We start from the raw sequence: 21,056 nt of genomic DNA on the forward strand, positions 1-21,056 counted from the left end.
AACGCTTCGAATCGTTTCACGTGAAACATAGTCGGTGACTCGCATGAAGTGTATCACTACTTACCGATACAGAATTCGGAGAAGATAACATCCAGCAAATCCTCAACATCCACACGTCCGGTAATGCGCCCTAACGATTGCGCAGCCAGTCGGAGATACTCGGCCCGAATATCAAGTCCGCTATCAGATTGCGCTAAACTCACGCGCAGTGAAGCGGCCGCATCCTCCAGCGCACTTACATGCCTGGACCTCGTCGGAAGTGCCAAGGCCGATGGCGAGGTGACGTCGGGGAGGTAAGTTGCAAGCGTGTCCAGAAGGGCTGGCAAGCCCTCGCCCGTTTTTGTCGAAACGGCCTGGACAGCGGCCTTATCCCACGAAAACTTGCGCATATCAATCTTTGTGACGACCCGAACGACCGTCTGCGTTTCCCTTATAGTCGGAAAGCGTTCTGGGTCGTCGGAAAGCAGCAAAACAATATCAGCTATATCTATGGTTGCATAAGCGCGCCGAATACCCTCCTTCTCCACGAGATCGGCCGCTTCGCGCAGACCGGCAGTATCAACAAAACGAACAGAGAATCCGGCTAATGAAATGTTGACGGATAGAACATCGCGGGTTGTACCAGGGACATCGGTAACGATTGCGACATCGCGCTTGGCGAGCCAGTTCAGGAGACTCGATTTCCCGACATTCGGCTCACCTGCAATCACCACGGTCAATCCATCCCGGATAATCTCAGCAATCCCGGCGCCCTCGATATGTGCGCAAATATCTTTGAGCAGGTCTTCCATGTCAGTCCAGATCGCATCAGCAAGGGATCCGGGAACATCGTCCTCGTCGGCGAAGTCAAGCTCCGCCTCAATCATGGCGCGAGCATGCGTCAGACGCTGTGACCAGCCCCTGTAGAGATCGGACAAATGCCCACTGGAGTGCTCCAGCGCCAAGCGGCGCTGCATCTCGGTTTCTGCAGCCACAAGATCCGCAAGGCCCTCGACTTCAACCAGGTCCAACTTGCCGTTCTGAAAGGCACGGCGCGAGAACTCTCCAGCCTGCGCATGCCTGAGCCCGGGAAAGCCGGACAAGGCGTTCAGGATCGAACTCACGACGGCGCGTCCGCCGTGAACCTGCAGTTCCGCACAATCCTCGCCGGTGAACGAGGCCGGACCCGGAAAAAACAGAACAAGCCCCTGGTCCAGAACGTTGCCATTGCGGTCACGAAGAACGCGAAGCGCCGCCTGGCGCGTTGGGGGAACAAAGCCGCTCAACTGCACCACAACATTGCGCGTCTCTGGACCGCTCAGTCGAATGACCGCTATACCGGAGGGCAGACCACCCGACGACAAGGCGTAGATCGTCTCTGCGAAATGTTCGGCCTCGTCATGGGTCATGTTAGAAATCCTGCCTCATCAATCAGCAGACAAAATCGCGAATCCGGCAAATATCTTGCTGGTGCGGACTTTAAAATACAAAAGCCCAGGCGAGAGCCGGGCTTTGTCCATTTGGAGCAATCAGCGGCTATGTGTTCATCGAATCGAAAAAATCGCCATTGGTTTTCGTCTGCTTCAGCTTGTCGATTAAAAATTCGATAGCGTCGGTCGTTCCCATCGGCGCAAGAATCCGGCGAAGAACAAAGATCTTCTGGAGATCCTGACGCGGCACCAGGAGATCTTCCTTGCGCGTACCGGATTTGAGAATATCCATCGAGGGGAAGATACGCTTGTCGGCCACCTTGCGGTCGAGCACAATTTCCGAGTTACCGGTACCCTTGAACTCCTCGAAAATGACCTCATCCATGCGGCTACCGGTATCGATCAGCGCAGTCGCGATGATCGTCAACGAACCGCCTTCTTCGATATTGCGGGCAGCGCCGAAGAAGCGCTTCGGCCGTTGCAGCGCATTGGCGTCCACACCACCTGTCAGGACCTTGCCCGATGAGGGAACGACGGTGTTATAGGCGCGACCCAGCCGCGTGATGGAATCGAGCAGAATCACAACATCGCGCCCGTGTTCGACCAGGCGCTTTGCTTTTTCGATGACCATTTCTGCGACCTGAACATGGCGCGTGGCCGGCTCATCGAAAGTGGAAGACACCACTTCACCCTTGACCGACCGTTGCATGTCGGTGACTTCCTCCGGACGTTCGTCAATCAGGAGCACGATCAAATAACATTCAGGATGATTGGCCGTAATCGAATGGGCAATATTCTGCAGGAGAACGGTTTTACCAGTGCGCGGGGGTGCTACGATCAAACCACGCTGGCCCTTGCCGAGCGGAGCAATCAGGTCGATGACGCGAGCCGACAGATCCTTGGAGGTCGGGACCTCCAGCTCCATCTTGAATCGCTCGTTCGGATAGAGCGGTGTCAGATTGTCAAAATGGACTTTATGGCGGATCTTTTCCGGGTCCTCGAAATTGATCGTATTGACCTTGAGCAGCGCAAAATAGCGCTCGCCTTCCTTTGGCCCGCGGATGGGACCTTCCACCGTGTCGCCCGTCTTCAGGGAAAATCGGCGGATCTGGGAAGGGGATATGTAAATATCGTCAGGTCCCGGCAGGTAATTGGCATTGGCAGATCGCAGGAAGCCGAAACCGTCCTGCAGCAACTCGACCACACCCTGACCGATGATCTCCACATCCTGGCTAGCAAGCATCTTCAGAATGGCGAACATCAGCTCCTGCTTGCGCATGACGCTGGCATTCTCGACCTCGACGGATTCGGCAAACGCCAAAAGATCGGTCGCGGATTTATTTTTAAGTTCTTGTAGCTTCATTTCAGCCATGAAGGGGAGACCACTTGAATTCGAAGGGAAACGGCGTGTCAGAGTAAGGGGAGCAGCGACCGAGAGCCGGCTCGTAACGTTACACATGCCACGAAAGAGGAGGTTGCGGGAAAATAGCGATTCAAGCAGTGCGCCGCAAGAGGCTTGCGGAAATTACTTGGTATCACTTCCGGCAACGCAATGCGATCAAAAAGGTTTCACCACGGCGAGAATGACGATCAGAATCATCAAAATTGTCGGCGCCTCGTTCATAAGGCGCCAGTAACGCGCACTGCGGTTGTTTTCATCGCGTGCAAATATCCGGACCGCCCGGGAAAAAAACATGTGAACGCCGGTCATCAGCACCACGAGCAAAAGCTTCGCATGCAGCCAGCCTCCTTGAAATCCGTAAACACTCCAGGCGAGGTAGAGACCGAGAACCCACGTGATCATCATTGCGGGATTCATGATAACCTTCAGCAAACGCTGTTCCATGATCTTGAACGTTTCCGACTGTTCGGAACCCGGCTTGGCGTCAGTATGGTAGATGAACAATCGCGGCATATAGAACAGCGCTGCCATCCAGGAAATGACTGCGATGATATGCAAGGCCTTGATCCAGAGGTAAAGATTGTCCGGCTGCCAGGTAAACAGCGTTGCGATCAGGGCCACGAAAAGGACGATTGCCGTCACGGCACGGGCACGCGCCCTTTTTCCCGGCAGGGCGTCCGTCTGGCGCTCCGTCATGTCGCTTGACCGCGTACACGTGCGACGAGCCGGGATACGTTTTCTGGATCCGCCTGCGGCGTAATGCCGTGGCCCAGATTGAAGATCAGCGGTCCATTTGTCAGAGCTTGCAAAACAGCGTCTATGCCGTCCTCCAGAGCCTTGCTGCCGGCAACCACGCGCATCGGATCGAGATTGCCCTGGATCGGTCCGTCTTTTTGCAGTTCGGCGGCAAAGGAAAGCGGCACAGACCAGTCGAGGCCGATGGCATCCGCACCTGTGCCCTGCCGGTACGATTTCAGCAAAACCCCGGCACCCTTGGCAAACGCGATAATCCTGGCCTGAGGTCGTCTTGCGCGCACACTTTCGATCATTCGGCGTACCGGCTCTACGGCGTAGCGCTGGAACTCCGTTTCGCCCAGCACGCCCGCCCAGGAATCGAATATCTGCACGGCGTCCGCGCCTGCGTCGATCTGCGCAACAAGATAATCCGCCGAGATCTCGGCAAGCGTCGCCAGCAACCGCTCGAATTCCTTCGGATGTTTGTAAGCGAACAACCGGGCCGGCGCCTGGTCGGGTGTTCCATGACCGGCGATCATATAGGTCGCCACCGTCCATGGGGCTCCACAGAAGCCAAGCAACGCGGTTTCGGCGGGCAGCTCGATCCTTAGCCGTTGCACTGTTTCAAAAACAGGTTTCAGGTGATCAAGGACATCAAGCGTATCAAGTCCTGCAATATCTTCTGCAGCGATCGGGTCCATTCGCGGCCCATGACCTTCTTCGAAACGGACATTTCGCTTCAACGCATCCGGAATGACGAGAATATCGGAAAAAAGAATGGCTGCGTCAAAACCGTAGCGGCGGATCGGCTGCAGTGTGACCTCGACAGCGAAATCCGGCGTGTAACAGAGATCCAGAAAGCTCCCGGCCGCTGCCCGCACCTTCCTGTATTCCGGCAGGTAGCGTCCCGCCTGACGCATCAACCAGACAGGTGGTGGCGAGACCGTCTCCCCCCTCAGAACCTTCAATATCTTGCGGCTGTTTTCCGTCACAGGCCAAGGTCTCCAACTTAAAAGAAATCTTATATTTAAAGCTTCTATTTCTTAGAGTCGGTGACTATCAAGGATTAAAAGCTGTTCACATCTTTTCCACATTTGTTCTCTTTTCAAAACCGGTTGTGAATTGGTTTGGCCCAATGTGCGGTGCAAACGCCTCCATGACGCTTAAAGTTCAGTTTATCAAATGCTTGCGCCGATTTTCGAAATGGCGATAACTGTGGATAGACGGTGGATAAACGGCACATTGCGTCAGAAGCGTGAGTCTTCTTCACAGGAACCGCGAAACGATCCTCTTTTGGAGGCGATTGTGCATAACGTCACGGTTTTCCCCTTGCCTTCACAGAGATGCCGCCCTTACCTGTCGTTGTCCCGCTTTATCAACAGGTCGCGGAGAATAACGTGGACGGACAGAAAAACTTCTTTCATCTGCATTTGATCTCTGACTCAACAGGCGAAACCCTTATTGCGGCGGGCAGGGCTGCTGCTGCGCAATTTCGCACTTCGCAGGCGCTGGAGCATGTTTATCCGCTCATCCGCAACCGCAGGCAGCTCATGCAAGTGTTGGAAGCGGTCGATGCCGCGCCCGGTATCGTCCTCTATACAATCGTCGATCGCGAGCTTGCCGATAGTATCGACGCGACTTGCAAGATCATGGGGGTCCCCTGTGTGTCGGTGCTTGATCCCATCATCGATCTTTTTCAATCCTATCTCGGAACCACGTCGCGGCGTCGTTCCGGTGCCCAGCATGTGATGAACGCGGAATATTTTGCGCGGATCGATGCCTTGAATTTCACGATGGACCATGATGACGGCCAGCTTCCGGCGGATTTCAACGATGCGGACGTCGTCCTGATCGGCATAAGTCGAACCTCCAAAACACCGACAAGCATTTATCTTGCCAATCGCGGCATCAAGACGGCCAATATCCCCATCGTGCCTGGCGTGCCGTTGCCAGAGCGTTTGATGGAAGCCACACGGCCACTGGTCGTGGGGCTCATCGCCACCGTGGATCGCATTGCCCAGGTGCGGCAAAATCGGGTGCTTGCAACCGCATCTCACACTTTTCGGGCCGAAGATTATGTCGACAGGGCGTCGATTACCGAGGAGCTCAAATATGCCCGCTCGCTTTGCGCCCGCAACAATTGGCCTTTGATCGATGTGACGCGCCGTTCCATCGAGGAAACGGCGGCAGCCATCGTTGCCCTCAAGCCAAGGCTGAGGTAAGGCGGACAAGATCAATTCGAGACAGCAGATTCATGTCGACCATGCTCATTCTGGCTTCCGCCAGCCCGTTTCGCCGGATGCTTCTGACCAACGCCGGCATCATATTTCACGCTCAAACTGCGACAATTGACGAACGGTCTATCGAAGCGGGAATGGCGGATCAGGCTCTGACGCCAGCGGGCGTCGCGCTGTATCTTGCGGAGGCCAAGGCAAGACGCGTCGGCAAAGAGAATCCGGAGGCGATCGTCATCGGCTCGGACCAGACAATGTCGCTGGGCGCGCGCGTCTATCACAAGCCGGCGGATATGGCCGAAGCGCGAGAGCATCTTCTGTCGCTGTCAGGTCAAACGCATCAGCTGAACAGCGCTGTGGTCTTGACGAGAGGCGATGACGTTCTTTGGCAGCATGTTGACTCTGTCCGTATGACAGTGCGACCGCTCACACCCGGCTTCATTGACCGGCACCTCCGAAGAGTGGGTGAAAACGCCTTGTCAAGTGTTGGGGCCTATCAGTTGGAAGGAGAAGGCATTCAGCTTTTCGAGGCTGTGGATGGAGATTATTTCACCATCCTCGGCCTGCCAATGTTGCCGCTTCTCGCGCAACTCAGACATCTCAAGGTGATTGATGCATGATTCACGTGAAACATTTGTTAACCATGCTTTCGTTGCCGGCTATCCGATCAAGCATTCGCGCTCGCCGCTTATCCATGGCTATTGGCTGAAACAGCTTGGTCTTGAAGGCAGTTATCGAAGCTGCGAAATCGCACCCGCGGATTTCACCGATTTTATCGACACGCTGAGGAGCGGTTCGTCCGGGTTCGTCGGCGGCAATGTCACCATTCCCCATAAGGAACAGGCCTTTCAATTGGCGGACTCGCCAGACGAGCTGAGCCGCGAGCTTGGCGCGTCCAACACAGTCTGGTTGGAGGAAGGACACCTGCATGCAACAAATACAGATGGCCATGGTTTCACGGCCAATCTTGATGACCGGGCCGCAGGATGGGATCGCTGTGAAACGGCAGTCGTCCTCGGGGCGGGCGGCGCATCCAGGGCGGTGATCCAGGCGGTGCGGGACAGGGGCGTCAAAACCATTCACGTCATCAACCGGACCGAGGCCCGGGCTCAAGAGCTTGCCGACCGGTTCGGCCCGGCCGTTCACGCGCAGCCGTTCGAGGCTTTGAGAGAGGTCATGAGGGATGCGGGCATCTTCATCAATACGACGTCGCTCGGCATGGATGGATCGGCAGTGCCGGATATTGATTTCACGATCCTGCGCGCCGGTGGCATCGTAACGGATATCGTCTACGTACCCCTTCGGACGCCGATCCTGCAGCAAGCAGAATCGCAGGGCCTTGTTACAGTTGATGGACTGGGGATGCTTCTTCATCAGGCAGCGCCCGGGTTTGAAAAATGGTTCGGGCAGCGCCCTGCAGTGGACGAAACATTGAGGCAGATCATCATCGACGATATGGCGAATCACGCATGATCGTCCTTGGCCTGACAGGCTCGATCGGCATGGGAAAATCGACGGTCGCGGCCATGTTCGCAGATCACGGCGTGCCGGTGAATGACGCCGATGCTATTGTGCATACGCTCTACCAGGGCACCGCGGCCGCGCTGATTGAGGCTCATTTTCCGGGCAGTACAGCAAACGGTGTGGTCGATCGAAAGGCCCTGTCCAAGACGCTTGCGGAACATCCGTCTGCGTTCAAGATACTGGAGGGGATCGTACATCCCCTGGTGAGGGAAGCGGAACAGCGATTTCTGGCAGATCATCGCGCATTGAACACGCCGCTGGTCTTGCTCGATATCCCCCTTCTGTTCGAGGCGGGCGGAGCAGATCGGGTGGACGCAGTGGTTGTCGTCACCTGCGACGAGGCAATTCAGAAAGAACGGGTTCTGAAAAGACCGGGGATGACGGAGGAGAAACTGGCTTTGATCCTCTCCCGCCAGATGCCGGATGCGGACAAGCGGGCAAAAGCCGATTACATCATCGATACGAGCGGTGATCTTGATTCGAGCCGCAGACAGGTCGCTGATGTCATCAGGCAGGTCGCAAGCCAAAAGGGGTCATGATGCGGGAAATCATTTTCGACACGGAGACGACAGGCCTCGACAATCGGGAAGACCGGATCATCGAAATCGGCGGCATCGAACTCGATAATCATTTCCCGACCGGCCGGACGTTCCATGTTTACATCAATCCCGGTTCGCGGAAGGTCCACCCGGATGCACTGGCGGTGCATGGGATCACCGACGAGTTCCTGAAGGACAAACCCGGCTTCGCAGAGATTGCCGGCGATCTCATCGACTTCTTCGGTGGCGCCCGTTGGGTTGCGCACAATGCCACCTTCGACATGGGCTTCATCAATGCGGAGTTCACCCGGATCGGTATGCCGGCGATTGGAAACGACCTGGTCATCGATACGCTTTCCATGGCCCGCCGGAAGCATCCGATGGGCCCAAACTCGCTGGATGCCCTGTGCCGGCGTTACGGGATAGACAATTCGCATCGCACCAGGCACGGCGCTCTGCTCGATTCCGAACTTCTGGCCGAAGTCTATATCGAGATGATCGGCGGACGTCAGGCGGCGCTTGGTTTGTCCTCAAGCGACGGCCGCAGCGGGCAGGCAACGGAGGTGGAGGATATCGTCATCCTCACCGCTCTCAGGCCGCGCCCCCTTGCCCCGCGCCTGACGGATACAGAAGCCAATGCCCATGCGGCACTCATTGCGCAAATGGGCGAGAAAGCCATCTGGGCCAAATACGATTAGCCCGAATAAAAATGCCCGGCTATGAGCCGGGCATATCAAATCAGGAATGGCAAAACTCAATCAGTTCGCGGGGGTCGAAACCTGCGCGCGAACCTTTTCTTCGGCCATGCGCTGCGTGAACATCTGGGCAAAGTCGATCGGGTCAATCATCAGCGGTGGGAAACCGCCATTGCGCGTTGCGTCGGCAACGATCTGACGGGCAAAGGGGAACAGCAGGCGCGGGCATTCGATGAAAAGCAGCGGCAGCATGTGCTCCTGCGGGAAGCCGGCAACGCGGAAAACGCCGCCATAGGCGAGTTCGACGTTGAACACCATCTTGTCGCCTTCCTTCGCTTCCGCGTTCAAGGTCAGGACAACATCGAATTCGCTATCCGACAGCGGATTGGCATTGACGTTGACATTGATATTGATCGAGGGCGCCTTGTCACGGGCCTGAAGCGAGCGCGGTGCGCCCGGATTTTCGAAGGAAAGATCCTTGATATACTGCGCCAGAATATTGAGGGACGGGCTCTCGGGTGCGGCGCCGTTGGTGGGGGTATCGGTCATGAGGCCTTTTCCTTGGGACATGAATGGTGTGAGGCCATCTAGCACTTCGGACCTTTCCGTACAACCCGGACCGCCGTCAGCTCAGCCGGTCGCGCTCGTTAGGATCGGCGCGGCCGCTGCCGCTCGTGCGGGAAAATTCCTCGCCATCGAGATCGATGACCTGCGGACCGCTCCGGTCCGGGGAAGGGCGTCCGGCACCGCGGGAAAATCCACCTGCGGAACCCCTTGTCACGATCGAAACACGGCTCTTGATCAGCGACCACCCAATGTCGCGTATGGCAGGGACGAAGAGGAGCAGGCCGATAATATCGCTGATGAAGCCGGGAATGATCAGCAGGAAAGCCGCAACGACGATCATGACGCCGTGAACAAGCTGGCGGCCGGGATCGTCCCCGGACTGTGCGGCCGCTTGAATTTTCTTAAGGACGCCGAGGCCCTGAATGCGCAGAAGAACCGCACCGGCGACGCCGCTTGCCAGCACCAGCAGCAGCGTCATGCCGACGCCGACCTCGCGGCCAACGAAGATAAAGGTGGCGATCTCCGCAAGCGGCATGAGCAGAAAAATCAGCGGAATGATCAGGGAACGCATGGGCCTCGCTCGATATGAGGCCGCCTGGAAGAGGGCAGCCAATTGCAAAGATGTGATATAGTCATTTGAATGATCGCATCATGCAGACTATATGGGGAGATCGCACGACATATTAACAGCGGTTCTGGGTGGAAATGGGCTCTTTTGACTTCGTCACTTTATTTTTCCTGGTCGCCGCGGTGATCATCTTCTTCCAGTTGCGCAGCGTTCTGGGCAAGAGGACGGGCAACGAACGTCCGCCGGTCGATCCCTATTCGTCACGCGATACCGCCGAAGGCCCGGAAACGTCGGGCAAGGTCGTGCAACTGCCGCGTCGTGATGGTCCTGGCGAAGAAAATTCGCGCTATGCCGCCGTCGATAGTCTCGCCAAGGCTGGCACCCCACTTAATGATGCGCTGCGCCGGATGAGCGATGCCGACAATAGCTTCGATCCGAAGGAATTCGTCAACGGTGCCAAGATGGCTTACGAAATGATCGTCATGGCGTTTGCCGAGGGTGACCGAAAAACCCTCAAGGGGCTTCTGTCCCGCGACGTCTATGACGGCTTTGATGCTGCCATCTCCGAGCGCGAGAGCCGGGGAGAAGTGGTCAAATCCACTTTTGTCGGCATCGAGAAGGCCGAGATGGTCCATGCGGAAATCAAGGACAGCGAAGCCAGCATCACTCTGCGCATCATCAGTCAGCTGATTTCGGCGACCTACGACAAGGCCGGCGCCATCATCGATGGCGACGCCGAAGCGGTTTCCGAGGTCAACGATCTCTGGACTTTCTCCCGCGATACCCGATCGCGCGATCCGAACTGGAAACTTATCGCAACCGAATCCGAAAACTGATCGGGTCCGGGCGATGGAGTTCAAGCTGCAGCGGGTCGATTTCTCCAACCTTCCCGGTTGGAAGGACGACAACCCGCTGTCCCTGCTTCCAGCCCTTGAGCGATGCCGCCAGCATGTCGTAACGGTCAAGCCGCACAGGACCGGGTCTCTTGGAATTTCCTCGGCCGATCTGATGCCAGCCTATGGAGCGGCCTTGCAGGTCACGCCTGATGCAAAGGGCACACGCATCTTTTTCGAAGAGAATTTCGTTCCTTTCAGAATTGAGCGTCTGGACGGCAAGCCTGGTTTTGTAACGGCCTTCTACGAACCCGATGTTCCGGTAAGCGCAACGGCCGATGATATGTTTCGCTTCCCCTTCTACCGCCGGCCGAGTGATCTGGTGGAGGTGAACGACGACAACCGTCCCAATAGCATGGACCCGTATTTTGCATTTGGCCGCCTGAAGCAGAGCGGGATTGAGGAATATCCGGACCGCAGGGCAATCGAACAGGGATATCTTGCCGGACAGGCACTGGAAATCGCCTATGCGAAATCAAAAGCCGATGTGTTCTTTGCCCATGTGCAAGGCGCCGCCAGGCTTGTTTTTCCAGATGGAGCCGTCAAGCGAATCACCTATGCTGCCAAAAGCGGCCACACTTTTTCGGCGATCGGCAAGTTGCTGATCGAAAGAGGCAAGATCGACGCAGCGACGGTGTCGATGCAAACGATCCGGCAATGGCTGGACGATCATCCCGATGAGGCAGACGAGGTTTTCTGGCACAATCGCTCCTTCATCTTCTTTCGGGAAGCCGAGGTGGGTGATCTTAGGCTCGGCCCGGTGGCTGCAGCGAAAGTGGCGCTGGAGCCGGGCCGGTCGCTTGCCGTCGACAGGCTCATCCATACCTTCGGCACGCCATTCTTCGTTTCGAGCAGCAGTTTGACCTCTATCGACGGTGGCCGTCCGTTCCAGCGTCTGATGCTGGCGCTCGACACCGGCTCGGCAATTGTCGGCCCCAACCGCGGCGATATTTTTACAGGCTCGGGGGATGAGGCTGGACGTCTGGCCGGCGCCGTTCGCAACGAGGCAGAGTTTTTCATTTTCATTCCCAGGGCTGCGGCGGCAAGATATGGCCATGGCCAGGGATAAGAAGCTCACCAGCGAAGACCGCATTCTGTGGGGCAAGGTTGCCCGAACGACTAAGCCTATGCCGGGACGAATGGATGAGCTCGCGCAGTTCGAGGAGCCGCCTCCGGAGCAACCGAAACAGGCTGTACCTGTCATTTCAGGCAAATCACTGACCGAATCCTTCGGCCTCGCACAGACAGAGCCGGTCAAGAAGCCGCGGATTCATCACCCTCTGGAAAAACCCGTCAAGCGCAAGCTTGCCCGCGGCCATCTGCCGATCGAGGCGCGGATCGATCTGCACGGCATGATCCAGAGCCAGGCGCATGGGTTCCTGCTGCATTTCCTGATGCGCGCCCATGATCGCGGGCTCAGGCATGTGCTTGTCATCACCGGCAAAGGGACGTCACTTGGCAGCGATGGCGCCCTGAAGCGAGCGGTGCCGATGTGGTTCGCCCTGCCGGAATTTCGGATGCTGATCTCGTCCTATGAGCCGGCTGCCCGCAATCACGGCGGCGAGGGCGCGCTCTATGTGCGCCTGTCCCGGGCTCCGGGTCTGGCGCCGTGACGCCGTTTGGGGAGGCCATGCACAGGCTGCGGTTGGCCAAGGGCGTAACACAAAAACAGATGGCCGCCGCAATCGGCGTATCGCCCGCTTATCTCTCAGCGCTTGAGCACGGCAAACGCAGTGCCCCGAGCTTCGAGTTCCTGCAAAGAGTCGCCGGATATTTCAATGTCATCTGGGACGATGCCGACGAGCTTTTTGGGCTGGCGGCGCTGTCTGCTCCGAGAGTCGTACTCGATACGTCGGGTCTTTCGTCCAGCCATACCGCCTTCGCCAACCGGCTTGCCGGCCGGATCCGCGGTCTTTCCGGGGAAACCATCCGTCTTCTGGAAGATGTTTTGGAAAAAGCCAGGTTTCCTGATAAGGAACTGTGATGATCCCTGAATTCTGCCGCCTCTGGCGGTGCAGGATTTGGAACTCTGGACAAAAACCCTATATTCGGGGAGCGCCATCGGGGACTGATTCGCACGGAATCGGGTCTCCGCAGACATGGCATCGAAACCTGGAAAGACCTATAGCCGAATGACCGATTTGCCTGAAACCGAAGCCGGCGCAAGTGCCGAATATGGTGCCGATTCCATCAAGGTTCTGAAAGGCCTCGATGCGGTTCGCAAGCGGCCCGGCATGTATATCGGCGACACGGACGACGGCTCCGGTTTGCACCACATGGTTTACGAGGTCGTGGACAATGCCATCGATGAGGCGCTGGCTGGCCATGCCGATCTTGTCACTGTAACGATGAATGCCGACGGCTCTGTAACCGTTACCGACAACGGCCGCGGCATTCCAACGGATATTCATACCGGCGAAGGCATATCGGCCGCCGAAGTGATTATGACCCAGCTGCATGCCGGCGGAAAGTTCGACCAGAATTCCTACAAGGTTTCCGGTGGTCTGCATGGCGTTGGGGTTTCGGTCGTCAATGCTCTTTCGGTCAAGCTGCAGCTCAAGATCAAGCGACAGGGCAAGGTTCATGAGATCAACTTCACCCATGGTGTGGCCGACGCGCCGTTGAAGGTCATCGGCGACAGCAATGGTGAAACCGGTACCGAAGTCACCTTTCTGCCGAGCACCGATACCTTTACGATGATCGAGTTCGATTACGGAACGCTGGAGCATCGCCTGCGCGAGCTCGCCTTTCTGAATTCCGGCGTTCGCATCGTTCTGACCGACAAGCGTCATTCCGACATCCGCCAGGATGAGATGATGTATGATGGCGGCCTGGAAGCCTTCGTGGCCTATCTCGACCGCGCGAAGAAGCCACTGGTCGCAAGGCCGGTCGCCATTCGCGGCGAAAAGGACGGCATCACCGTCGAAGTCGCGATGTGGTGGAACGACAGCTATCATGAGAACGTCCTCTGCTTCACCAACAACATTCCCCAGCGCGACGGCGGCACGCATATGGCCGGGTTCCGTGGTGGCCTGACGCGCCAGATTATTTCTTATGGCGATAGCTCCGGAATCATGAAGAAGGAAAAAGTCACTCTCACCGGCGAAGATTGCCGCGAGGGTTTGACGGCTGTTCTTTCCGTCAAGGTTCCCGATCCGAAATTCTCGTCGCAGACCAAGGACAAGCTGGTCTCCTCCGAGGTGCGCCCGGTCGTCGAAAGCCTGGTCAACGAGGCGCTGAGCACCTGGCTCGAGGAGCATCCGGGCGACGCCAAGATCCTCGTCGGCAAGGTGATCGAAGCGGCCGCGGCGCGTGAAGCCGCCAAGAAGGCCCGTGAGCTGACGCGCCGCAAGGGCGCTCTCGACATTTCCTCGCTGCCTGGCAAGCTGGCGGATTGTTCGGAACGCGATCCGACGAAGTCGGAACTCTTTCTGGTGGAAGGTGATTCGGCGGGCGGATCGGCCAAGCAAGGGCGCTCGCGGGAAAATCAGGCGATTCTTCCCCTGCGCGGCAAGATTCTCAATGTCGAGCGCGCCCGTTTCGACAAGATGCTGTCGAGCCAGGAAATCGGTACGCTAATCACGGCGCTCGGCACCTCGATCGGCAAGGACGAGTTCAATCTCGGCAAGCTGCGTTACCACAAGATCATTATCATGACGGATGCCGACGTCGATGGCGCACATATTCGCACCCTTCTTTTGACCTTCTTCTTCCGTCAGATGCCGGAACTGATCGAGCGCGGCCATCTCTATATCGCGCAGCCGCCGCTCTATAAGGTGACGCGCGGGAAGTCGGCCCAGTATCTGAAGGACGAAAAAGCCTTCGAGGAATATCTGATTTCAATGGGGCTGGAAGAGGCGCGTCTCGAGCTTGGCTCAGGGGAAGTGCGGGCCGGGCAAGATTTGCGCGAAATCATTCTGGATGCGCTGCGTCTGCGGTCGCTGATTGACAGTCTGCATTCCCGGTATAGCCGCTCCGTGGTCGAGCAGGCGGCGATCGCTGGCGCTCTTAACCCGGAACTCAACAACAATCAGGCGCAGTCGGAAGCGACTGCCAACGAGGTTGCCAAGCGTCTCGACCTGATTGCAGAAGAAACGGAGCGTGGTTGGACAGCTGTCGTTGCAAACGACGGCGGTCTTCGGTTCGAGCGCATGGTCCGTGGCGTCAAGGAAGTGGCCTCGGTGGACATGGCCCTGATCGGCTCATCGGACGCGCGCCATCTTGACCAGATGGCGCCGCGCCTGAACGAAATCTATGCGCAGCCTCCGGTTCTGCATCGCAAAGAGGGCTCGCTCGAAATCAGCGGTCCACGTGCTTTGCTCGATGCGATTTTCGCAAGCGGCCGCAAGGGATTGTCAATGCAACGCTACAAGGGTCTTGGCGAAATGAATGCCGAGCAGCTTTGGGAGACGACGCTCGATCCGAACGTCAGGTCGTTGCTGCAGGTCAGGGTCAACGATGCCACGGATGCCGACGGTCTGTTTTCGCGCCTGATGGGCGACGAGGTCGAGCCGCGGCGCGATTTCATTCAGGAAAATGCCCTGAACGTCGCCAATCTCGATATCTAAGTTCGCCGCCGGGTATCAAGTGTAGAATGCTTTAAGACCACGCCTTCAAGACTGAAGGCGTGGTTTTTGTTATTGCTTATCCGGCTACAAAGGTGCCGTTGAAGGCGACTTCCGACAAAGGACGGCGCGGGCTGGGCGTTTCGCGCGCCTGCAGGTAATCCGGCAGTTGCGCCTTGTCGCCAAGTCGGCCAATTGCGGCGGCGGCTTCGACACGATAGCCTTTAGGGATTCCAAGGATGTCGATGGCCTTGTCGAAATGAATGCCCGTCATGCCGTGGGCCTGGAAGCCGAGCAAATTGGCTTGATGCGCAAAGGAACCCCATGCCGCACCGGTGTCGAAGCTGTGGCTGTAGGAAAGTGTTGCTTCAGTTGCGCCGGGCGCGGTGAAATGGGTCTTGGAAACGATTATCACCAAAGCGGAGGCCGACTTTGCCCAGCCTTGGTTGAAGTCGTTCAGGATCGGAAAAATCCTGTCCCACTGCTCTGTGCCGCGCAGGGCGTAAACGAAGCGCCAGGGCTGTGAGTTATAGGCCGATGGTGCCCAGCGGCCCGCTTCAAGAATCGTCAGAAGTTGTTCTTCCGAAATGGTTTCACCGGTAAAGGCGCGCGGGGACCAGCGATTGAGGAAGCTTGGCTCGATCGGGTAGTCTGCCTGCCGGTGATTGCTGGTGACGGTCATCTGAGGATTCCTGTCCTGGGAGAAGGGTGATGAATGCGCAGACGGTAATCATGTCGCCACCGTCTGGTGGATCGTCTGGCCGCTGTTGGACAGACTGCCTGATATAGAGCGACCGGAAGCCCGTGAACTAGACAGCATTTTGTGAAAGGACCGTTTCCTGATCGCGATGGTTCGGAGCCGTTGACAGGCTCGACGCGACAGAAACACGGGCCTGGATCATTGCCGGGCCCTAAAAAAGTTGTATAAGTTCTGTAGATTTTTCCAGACGAAGGACAAGCACTGTGACCGTGACTCTGAAAGACCCCTCGCTGTTCCGTCAAGCCGCTCTCATCGGCGGTAACTGGATCGATGCCGACCCGGCGAATGCCATCGAGGTGAACAATCCGGCGACTGGCGAGATTATCGGCCTGGTGCCGAAGCTGGGCGCTGCGGACACCAAAGCTGCGATCGAAGCGGCGCGGATTGCCCAGAAGGGCTGGGCCGCGCGCACCGCCAAGGATCGCTGCGCGGTCCTGCGCAAATGGTACGACCTGATGATCGAAAACAAGGATGATCTCGGCCGGATCCTGACGCTGGAGCAGGGCAAGCCCTTGGCCGAGGCGACCGGCGAGATCGTCTATGGCGCAAGCTTTATCGAATGGTTCGCCGAGGAAGGCCGCCGCATCTATGGCGATCTCATTCCCGGCCACCAGCCCGACAAGCGAATCATGGTGATGAAACAGCCGATCGGCGTCGTCGCGGCGATAACCCCGTGGAACTTTCCCAATGCCATGATCACCCGCAAGGCTGGTCCGGCCTTTGCGGCAGGCTGTGCGATGGTTCTGAAGCCCGCTTCGCAGACGCCCTTTTCGGCGATTGCGATCGCGGTTCTGGCGGAAAGGGCTGGTCTGCCGAAAGGCCTGTTCAGCGTCATCACCGGTTCGGCCGCGGCCATCGGTGCGGAAATGACCGCAAACCCGACCGTGCGCAAGCTCACCTTCACCGGCTCGACCGAAATCGGCATGGAACTCTACAAGCAGAGCGCGCCGACCATCAAGAAGCTGGGTCTTGAGCTTGGTGGCAACGCGCCGTTCATCGTCTTCGACGATGCCGATCTCGACGCCGCCGTCGAAGGTGCGCTGATCGCCAAGTATCGCAACAACGGCCAGACCTGCGTCTGTGCCAACCGCATCTACGTGCAGGACGGCGTCTATGACGCCTTCGCCGAAAAGCTGGCAACCGCCGTCGGCAAGCTGAAAACCGGCAATGGCTTCGACGAAGGCGTGATCCTTGGTCCGCTGATCGACAAGGCGGCGCTTGCCAAGGTCGAGGAGCACATCGCCGATGCCGTTGGCAAGGGCGCGCGCGTCCTGCAGGGTGGCAAGAAGCATGCGCTGGGCGGCACCTTCTTCGAGGCGACGATCCTCGGCGATGTCACCAGGGACATGGCCGTTGCCAGGGAAGAAACCTTCGGCCCGCTCGCGCCGCTGTTCCGCTTCAAGGATGAAGCAGACGTTATACAGCAGGCAAACGATACGGAATTCGGCCTCGCCTCCTATTTCTATGCCAAGGACCTGGCCCGCGTCTTCCGGGTCGCCGAGGCGCTGGAATACGGCATGGTCGGCGTCAATACCGGCTTGATCTCGACAGCCGAAGCGCCATTCGGCGGCGTCAAGCTGTCGGGCCTTGGCCGCGAGGGCTCGAAATACGGCATCGAGGAGTTCACCGAAATCAAATATGTGTGCCTCGGCGGCATTGCCTGAGACAATCTGTTTTGCAAATGAGCCGGCCGGGGACGATCTGGCCGGCTTTCTTAGCCGGGATAGACCGGCGCAAGGAGACAAGTGATGCCAGCCCCGCGCAACCTCTTCAAAGCTGCCCTTCGCGAAAACCGTTTTCAGCTCGGTCTCTGGGTTGCCCTTGCTAGTCCTTATGCTGCTGAAGTGCTGTGCGACAGCGGCTATGACTGGCTGCTGATTGATGGCGAGCATGGGCCGAACGATATTCCGCTCCTCTCGGAGCAGGTCCAGGCGGTCAGCCGCTCCAACAGCCATCCGATCGTGCGGCTTCCTGTTGGCGAAACCTGGATGATCAAGCAGATCCTCGATGCCGGCGCTCAAACCTTGCTCATCCCGATGGTCGAAAGCGTCGAGCAGGCAAAGGCGCTGGTGCAGGCCGTGCGCTATCCGCCCCATGGCATCCGCGGCGTGGGTGCTGCTTTGGGTCGCGCGTCGCGCTTCAGCCGGATTGGCGACTATCTCGAGACCGCCAATGAGCAGATATGCCTGCTGGTCCAGATCGAGAGCCGGGCAGGCCTGAAAGCTCTGGATGGGATCGCTGCACTGGACGGTATCGACGGGGTTTTCATCGGTCCGTCCGATCTCGCAGCCGATATGGGTCATCTGGGAAATCCGGCCCATCCGGACGTAACGGCAGCGGTGCAAGATGCGTTCGCCCGTATCGAAGGAGCCGGCAAAGCCAAGGGCATCATGACCTTGGACCCGGTCCAGGCGCGCCTCTACCGCGACATGGGCGCGACTTTCATGGCGATCGGTACCGATGTGACCCTGCTGGTCAGTGCAGCGTCCCGACTGAGGGAGCATTTTCTTGCGGGAAAGGAAGGCGGCGTCGCGCCGGTCGCAGGTTACTGACAATCTGTTCGGGCAAGAATCCGGCTATTGAATGGATTGCAGCAGGGTCTCCCGCGCCGATTGGAGGTGCTGACGGCAGGCAGCCTCGATCAAAGCCGGATTGCGCGTTTTCAAGGCTGCGATATAGACAAGATGTTCTTCCATCGCGCGCGCGTTGCGCTGGCGCGCATTCGTCTTGTTCCATTGATAGTGGTAGTGAAAAACAATGGCGATGATGTCATAAAAATCCACGATGAAGCGGTTGCTTGAGGATTTGTGGACGAGCAGATGGAAACGCTCGTCCAGTTCGGAAAACTCACGATACCGGTTGTCTATATCCGCAAGAATGTCGTGGTGCAGCGTCTCGATGCGCGCCAGTTCAAGCCAGGCGGGATGATCGGGATTGAGCGCGGCAAAGCCCGTTGCCGAACGCAGTTCGAACATTTCACGGACTTCGGTGAGTTCAAGCGCGAATTCCCGTGTGAACCCCTTGAGAACCCAATGGCTGTTTGGCCGTTTCTCGATCAGGCCGAAGCGGCTGAAGCGAATGAGAAATTCTCGCACGCTGGTGGTGCCGGTGCCGATGTCGCGGGCGAGCTCCAGTTCGTTGATCTGCATACCGGGTTCGGCGCCGCCGGCAAGAATCCGGCGCATGAAACTGCGTTCGATTATCTCCGACAAAGAATCCGTTTCCGCGCTTGGGTAATAATCGTCCTGGTTCGGCTGGCGCAGAACAACCTTTGCACGCTTGTCCCATGCGATCAGCCCGACCTCCTCCATGCGCGAGAGAATAGCGCGCACCGTCGTGCGGCTGACGCCAAGCGCCGTGCCGAGTTCCGGCTCGGACGGCAAGCCGGATGTTTCCGCCAGCAGCCGGAGGCTGCGATTGAAGGCGTCCTTGAAAACGGTGTTTTGTTTCGCCATGAATCTGGGTCTATCAGTTTCTGTACGCACGGACATGCGAGACGTTTATGAGCTTTAGCCGGTTCGGTTGCGGCTGTCTTCCGTCGCACCCTACGAAGATTGCCATAATACCCATTGACGGAAAACTGTCTATTGTGGATAAAAGACAGAAGAAAACGAGCGGTTTCAAAAGAAATCGTCATGGGAGGTATCAGGTATGAGCGCACCGTCCTTTATCATCCTGTCGCCGGAAGACAATGTCGCCGTGGCATCGCTTGCGATCGAGCCGGGCAGCCCGCTGGCAAACGGGGTAAGCGCGGTTTCGAAGATCGATCCGGGTCACAAGGTCGCGCTTCGGCCCGTTCGTTCCGGCGAACCGGTCGTCAAATATGGACAGGCGATCGGCCGCGCAACGGTGGATATAGCGCCCGGCCAGCATGTCCATGCGCATAATCTGGCCTTTGACCAGGACCGGCTGTCGATTGGCGCCCCGGTTCCACCGGAGACGGCGAGCGAAGCCGATAAAACCCGCACCTTCATGGGGTATCGCCGACCGGACGGCCGGGCCGCCACGCGCAACTTCATCGGCATCATAGCGAGCGTCAACTGTTCCACCACCGTCTGTCGCGCCATAGCCGAGGAGGCGAACAAAACGATCCTGCCGCGCTATGACGGCATCGACGGCTTCGTGCCTATCGTGCACGATCAGGGCTGCGGCATGAGTTCCACCGGCGATGGCATGAAGAACCTGCACAGAACGCTTGCCGGCTACACACGTCACGTCAACTTCGGTGGCGTGTTGATGGTCGGTCTCGGTTGCGAGGTCAATCAGTTGACACTGTATGGCCAGAGTGGCACCGGGACTGAGAAGCGCCATTTCAATATCCAGGATGCCGGCGGCTCCCGCCGGGCCGTCGCCCGCGCGCTTGCGGTTCTGGAGGAGATTGCCCAGGAGGTCGGGACGGCACGCCGGGTGCCGGTCCCAGTCAGCGAGATCATCGTCGGCTTGCAATGCGGCGGTTCCGACGGCCTTTCGGGGATAACCGCAAATCCGGCGCTGGGCCTTGCGGTCGATATTCTCGCCGGTGCCGGCGGCACTGCCATCCTCTCGGAAACATCGGAGATTTATGGCGCGGAACACCTGTTGCGCAGCCGCGCCGTTGACGATGCGGTGGCGCTGAAGCTGGACGGGCTGATTTCCTGGTGGGAAAATTATGTCGGGCTGCACGGCGCGTCGCTCGACAACAATCCTTCACCGGGCAACAAACGTGGCGGTCTGACGACCATTCTCGAGAAATCCCTCGGTGCCGTCGCCAAGGGCGGGCGGTCACCGCTCACCGCAGTCTATCACTATGCCGAGCGGGTGACCGCGCATGGCCTGGTTTTCATGGATACGCCCGGCTATGATCCGGTGTCGGCCACCGGACAGGTCGCGGGCGGCGCGAATGTGATTGCTTTCACCACCGGTCGCGGCAGCTGTTTCGGCTCGCGCCCCTGTCCTTCAATCAAGTTGACCAGCAACACGGCGCTCTATCGGGCCATGGAGGAGGACATGGATATCGATTGCGGAACCATCGCCTCGGGGGAGGCGACGATTGCCGGCAAGGGGCGGGAAATTTTCGACCTGATCATCGACACGGCGTCCGGAAAGAAAACGAAGAGCGAACTGTTTGGTTATGGCGACAATGAGTTTGTGCCCTGGCACCTCGGCGCCACGCTTTGAGGATGCTT

Annotated in this window: 21 protein-coding genes; 13 read left to right on the forward strand and 8 right to left on the reverse strand. The window is 58.0% G+C overall.

The genetic code is table 11. The features are described 5' to 3' along the window. Positions 1 to 56: 56 nt before the first annotated feature. The 4 genes from mnmE to hemE all read right to left on the reverse strand — a co-directional run bounded on the left by mnmE (position 57) and on the right by hemE (position 4,538). Positions 57 to 1,388, reverse strand: coding sequence for a tRNA uridine-5-carboxymethylaminomethyl(34) synthesis GTPase MnmE (mnmE, locus tag PY308_RS00300; protein ID WP_275786722.1), 1,332 nt, complete (start codon positions 1,386 to 1,388; stop codon positions 57 to 59). Between the two features lie 127 nt (positions 1,389 to 1,515). Next, a complete protein-coding gene (gene rho / locus PY308_RS00305) occupies positions 1,516 to 2,781 on the reverse strand; it encodes a transcription termination factor Rho (RefSeq protein WP_275786725.1) in 1,266 nt (421 codons plus the stop codon). A gap of 186 nt (positions 2,782 to 2,967) precedes the next feature. Continuing rightward, the gene (gene hemJ / locus PY308_RS00310; RefSeq protein ID WP_275786727.1) at positions 2,968 to 3,507 is read right to left on the reverse strand and encodes a protoporphyrinogen oxidase HemJ; all 540 of its coding nucleotides are present in this window, start codon (positions 3,505 to 3,507) and stop codon (positions 2,968 to 2,970) included. Further along, positions 3,504 to 4,538, reverse strand: coding sequence for a uroporphyrinogen decarboxylase (gene hemE / locus PY308_RS00315; protein ID WP_275786729.1), 1,035 nt, complete (start codon positions 4,536 to 4,538; stop codon positions 3,504 to 3,506). Before hemE ends, hemJ begins: the two co-directional genes overlap by 4 nt. A gap of 351 nt (positions 4,539 to 4,889) precedes the next feature. Between hemE and PY308_RS00320 the strand changes: the two genes are divergently transcribed. From PY308_RS00320 to dnaQ, 5 genes are read left to right on the forward strand one after another with little or no spacing between them, the layout of a single operon-like run. Further along, positions 4,890 to 5,768: a pyruvate, water dikinase regulatory protein gene (locus tag PY308_RS00320; RefSeq protein ID WP_434064181.1), complete on the forward strand. Its 879-nt coding sequence runs from the start codon at positions 4,890 to 4,892 to the stop codon at positions 5,766 to 5,768. A 32-nt stretch (positions 5,769 to 5,800) separates the two neighbouring features. Next, a complete protein-coding gene (locus tag PY308_RS00325; RefSeq protein ID WP_275786735.1) occupies positions 5,801 to 6,400 on the forward strand; it encodes a Maf-like protein in 600 nt (199 codons plus the stop codon). Next, a complete protein-coding gene (locus PY308_RS00330) occupies positions 6,393 to 7,253 on the forward strand; it encodes a shikimate dehydrogenase (protein ID WP_275786737.1) in 861 nt (286 codons plus the stop codon). The genes PY308_RS00325 and PY308_RS00330 overlap by 8 nt, the downstream gene beginning before the upstream one ends. Beyond that, complete coding sequence (gene coaE / locus PY308_RS00335; RefSeq protein WP_275786740.1) at positions 7,250 to 7,843, forward strand: dephospho-CoA kinase; 594 nt, start codon at positions 7,250 to 7,252, stop codon at positions 7,841 to 7,843. Before PY308_RS00330 ends, coaE begins: the two co-directional genes overlap by 4 nt. Beyond that, positions 7,843 to 8,541, forward strand: coding sequence for a DNA polymerase III subunit epsilon (gene dnaQ / locus PY308_RS00340; RefSeq protein WP_275786742.1), 699 nt, complete (start codon positions 7,843 to 7,845; stop codon positions 8,539 to 8,541). The genes coaE and dnaQ overlap by 1 nt, the downstream gene beginning before the upstream one ends. 60 nt (positions 8,542 to 8,601) lie before the next feature. Here dnaQ and secB read toward each other — a convergent pair whose 3' ends face one another. Both secB and PY308_RS00350 read right to left on the reverse strand, forming a co-directional pair. After that, positions 8,602 to 9,087 (reverse strand): protein-export chaperone SecB, encoded by a 486-nt coding sequence (gene secB, locus PY308_RS00345; RefSeq protein ID WP_275786745.1) that lies wholly within the window; start codon positions 9,085 to 9,087, stop codon positions 8,602 to 8,604. 76 nt (positions 9,088 to 9,163) lie between these two features. Continuing rightward, complete coding sequence (locus PY308_RS00350) at positions 9,164 to 9,676, reverse strand: FxsA family protein (RefSeq protein ID WP_275786747.1); 513 nt, start codon at positions 9,674 to 9,676, stop codon at positions 9,164 to 9,166. 134 nt (positions 9,677 to 9,810) lie between these two features. Between PY308_RS00350 and PY308_RS00355 the strand changes: the two genes are divergently transcribed. From PY308_RS00355 to gyrB, 5 genes are all read left to right on the forward strand, one after another. Beyond that, positions 9,811 to 10,509 carry a Tim44/TimA family putative adaptor protein gene (locus PY308_RS00355; protein WP_275786750.1) on the forward strand — a complete coding sequence of 233 codons (699 nt, stop codon included), beginning with the start codon at positions 9,811 to 9,813 and terminating at the stop codon, positions 10,507 to 10,509. Between the two features lie 13 nt (positions 10,510 to 10,522). Then, positions 10,523 to 11,635, forward strand: a complete 1,113-nt coding sequence (mltA, locus tag PY308_RS00360) for a murein transglycosylase A (RefSeq protein WP_275786751.1) — start codon at positions 10,523 to 10,525, stop codon at positions 11,633 to 11,635. Beyond that, complete coding sequence (locus tag PY308_RS00365) at positions 11,622 to 12,179, forward strand: Smr/MutS family protein (RefSeq protein WP_275786754.1); 558 nt, start codon at positions 11,622 to 11,624, stop codon at positions 12,177 to 12,179. Before mltA ends, PY308_RS00365 begins: the two co-directional genes overlap by 14 nt. Next, positions 12,176 to 12,550, forward strand: a complete 375-nt coding sequence (locus tag PY308_RS00370; protein WP_275786756.1) for a helix-turn-helix domain-containing protein — start codon at positions 12,176 to 12,178, stop codon at positions 12,548 to 12,550. Before PY308_RS00365 ends, PY308_RS00370 begins: the two co-directional genes overlap by 4 nt. A gap of 115 nt (positions 12,551 to 12,665) precedes the next feature. Beyond that, positions 12,666 to 15,134, forward strand: a complete 2,469-nt coding sequence (gene gyrB, locus PY308_RS00375; protein ID WP_434064182.1) for a DNA topoisomerase (ATP-hydrolyzing) subunit B — start codon at positions 12,666 to 12,668, stop codon at positions 15,132 to 15,134. A gap of 76 nt (positions 15,135 to 15,210) precedes the next feature. Here gyrB and PY308_RS00380 read toward each other — a convergent pair whose 3' ends face one another. Beyond that, a complete protein-coding gene (locus PY308_RS00380; protein ID WP_275786761.1) occupies positions 15,211 to 15,813 on the reverse strand; it encodes a nitroreductase family protein in 603 nt (200 codons plus the stop codon). Positions 15,814 to 16,100: 287 nt separating this feature from the next. Here PY308_RS00380 and gabD point away from each other — a divergent pair, with 287 nt between their 5' ends. Beyond that, positions 16,101 to 17,555 (forward strand): NADP-dependent succinate-semialdehyde dehydrogenase, encoded by a 1,455-nt coding sequence (gabD, locus tag PY308_RS00385; RefSeq protein WP_275791238.1) that lies wholly within the window; start codon positions 16,101 to 16,103, stop codon positions 17,553 to 17,555. Positions 17,556 to 17,639: 84 nt separating this feature from the next. Then, positions 17,640 to 18,443 carry a 4-hydroxy-2-oxoheptanedioate aldolase gene (gene hpaI / locus PY308_RS00390; protein WP_275786763.1) on the forward strand — a complete coding sequence of 268 codons (804 nt, stop codon included), beginning with the start codon at positions 17,640 to 17,642 and terminating at the stop codon, positions 18,441 to 18,443. 24 nt (positions 18,444 to 18,467) lie between these two features. Here the strand turns inward: hpaI and PY308_RS00395 are convergent, their stop codons facing one another. Then, positions 18,468 to 19,346, reverse strand: a complete 879-nt coding sequence (locus PY308_RS00395; RefSeq protein WP_275786766.1) for a GntR family transcriptional regulator — start codon at positions 19,344 to 19,346, stop codon at positions 18,468 to 18,470. Positions 19,347 to 19,542: 196 nt separating this feature from the next. Between PY308_RS00395 and PY308_RS00400 the strand changes: the two genes are divergently transcribed. After that, complete coding sequence (locus PY308_RS00400; RefSeq protein ID WP_275786768.1) at positions 19,543 to 21,048, forward strand: UxaA family hydrolase; 1,506 nt, start codon at positions 19,543 to 19,545, stop codon at positions 21,046 to 21,048. The last annotated feature ends 8 nt before the right edge of the window (positions 21,049 to 21,056 follow it).

The organism is Pararhizobium gei (genome assembly GCF_029223885.1).
Classification (GTDB): Bacteria; Pseudomonadota; Alphaproteobacteria; order Rhizobiales; family Rhizobiaceae; genus Pararhizobium; species Pararhizobium gei.

Excerpts from the sequence above, each read along its gene's own strand:
- rho (WP_275786725.1), bottom strand. The coding sequence starts at position 2,781 with ATGGCTGAAATGAAGCTACAAGAACTTAAAAATAAATCCGCGACCGAT.
- dnaQ (WP_275786742.1), top strand. The coding sequence starts at position 7,843 with ATGCGGGAAATCATTTTCGACACGGAGACGACAGGCCTCGACAATCGG.
- mltA (WP_275786751.1), top strand. The coding sequence starts at position 10,523 with ATGGAGTTCAAGCTGCAGCGGGTCGATTTCTCCAACCTTCCCGGTTGG.
- PY308_RS00400 (WP_275786768.1), top strand. The coding sequence starts at position 19,543 with ATGAGCGCACCGTCCTTTATCATCCTGTCGCCGGAAGACAATGTCGCC.
- PY308_RS00355 (WP_275786750.1), top strand. The coding sequence starts at position 9,811 with ATGGGCTCTTTTGACTTCGTCACTTTATTTTTCCTGGTCGCCGCGGTG.
- PY308_RS00380 (WP_275786761.1), bottom strand. The coding sequence starts at position 15,813 with ATGACCGTCACCAGCAATCACCGGCAGGCAGACTACCCGATCGAGCCA.
- coaE (WP_275786740.1), top strand. The coding sequence starts at position 7,250 with ATGATCGTCCTTGGCCTGACAGGCTCGATCGGCATGGGAAAATCGACG.
- gyrB (WP_434064182.1), top strand. The coding sequence starts at position 12,666 with ATGGCATCGAAACCTGGAAAGACCTATAGCCGAATGACCGATTTGCCT.
- PY308_RS00325 (WP_275786735.1), top strand. The coding sequence starts at position 5,801 with ATGTCGACCATGCTCATTCTGGCTTCCGCCAGCCCGTTTCGCCGGATG.
- PY308_RS00330 (WP_275786737.1), top strand. The coding sequence starts at position 6,393 with ATGCATGATTCACGTGAAACATTTGTTAACCATGCTTTCGTTGCCGGC.
- hpaI (WP_275786763.1), top strand. The coding sequence starts at position 17,640 with ATGCCAGCCCCGCGCAACCTCTTCAAAGCTGCCCTTCGCGAAAACCGT.
- secB (WP_275786745.1), bottom strand. The coding sequence starts at position 9,087 with ATGACCGATACCCCCACCAACGGCGCCGCACCCGAGAGCCCGTCCCTC.
- PY308_RS00320 (WP_434064181.1), top strand. The coding sequence starts at position 4,890 with ATGCCGCCCTTACCTGTCGTTGTCCCGCTTTATCAACAGGTCGCGGAG.
- mnmE (WP_275786722.1), bottom strand. The coding sequence starts at position 1,388 with ATGACCCATGACGAGGCCGAACATTTCGCAGAGACGATCTACGCCTTG.
- PY308_RS00365 (WP_275786754.1), top strand. The coding sequence starts at position 11,622 with ATGGCCAGGGATAAGAAGCTCACCAGCGAAGACCGCATTCTGTGGGGC.
- hemJ (WP_275786727.1), bottom strand. The coding sequence starts at position 3,507 with ATGACGGAGCGCCAGACGGACGCCCTGCCGGGAAAAAGGGCGCGTGCC.
- PY308_RS00350 (WP_275786747.1), bottom strand. The coding sequence starts at position 9,676 with ATGCGTTCCCTGATCATTCCGCTGATTTTTCTGCTCATGCCGCTTGCG.
- PY308_RS00395 (WP_275786766.1), bottom strand. The coding sequence starts at position 19,346 with ATGGCGAAACAAAACACCGTTTTCAAGGACGCCTTCAATCGCAGCCTC.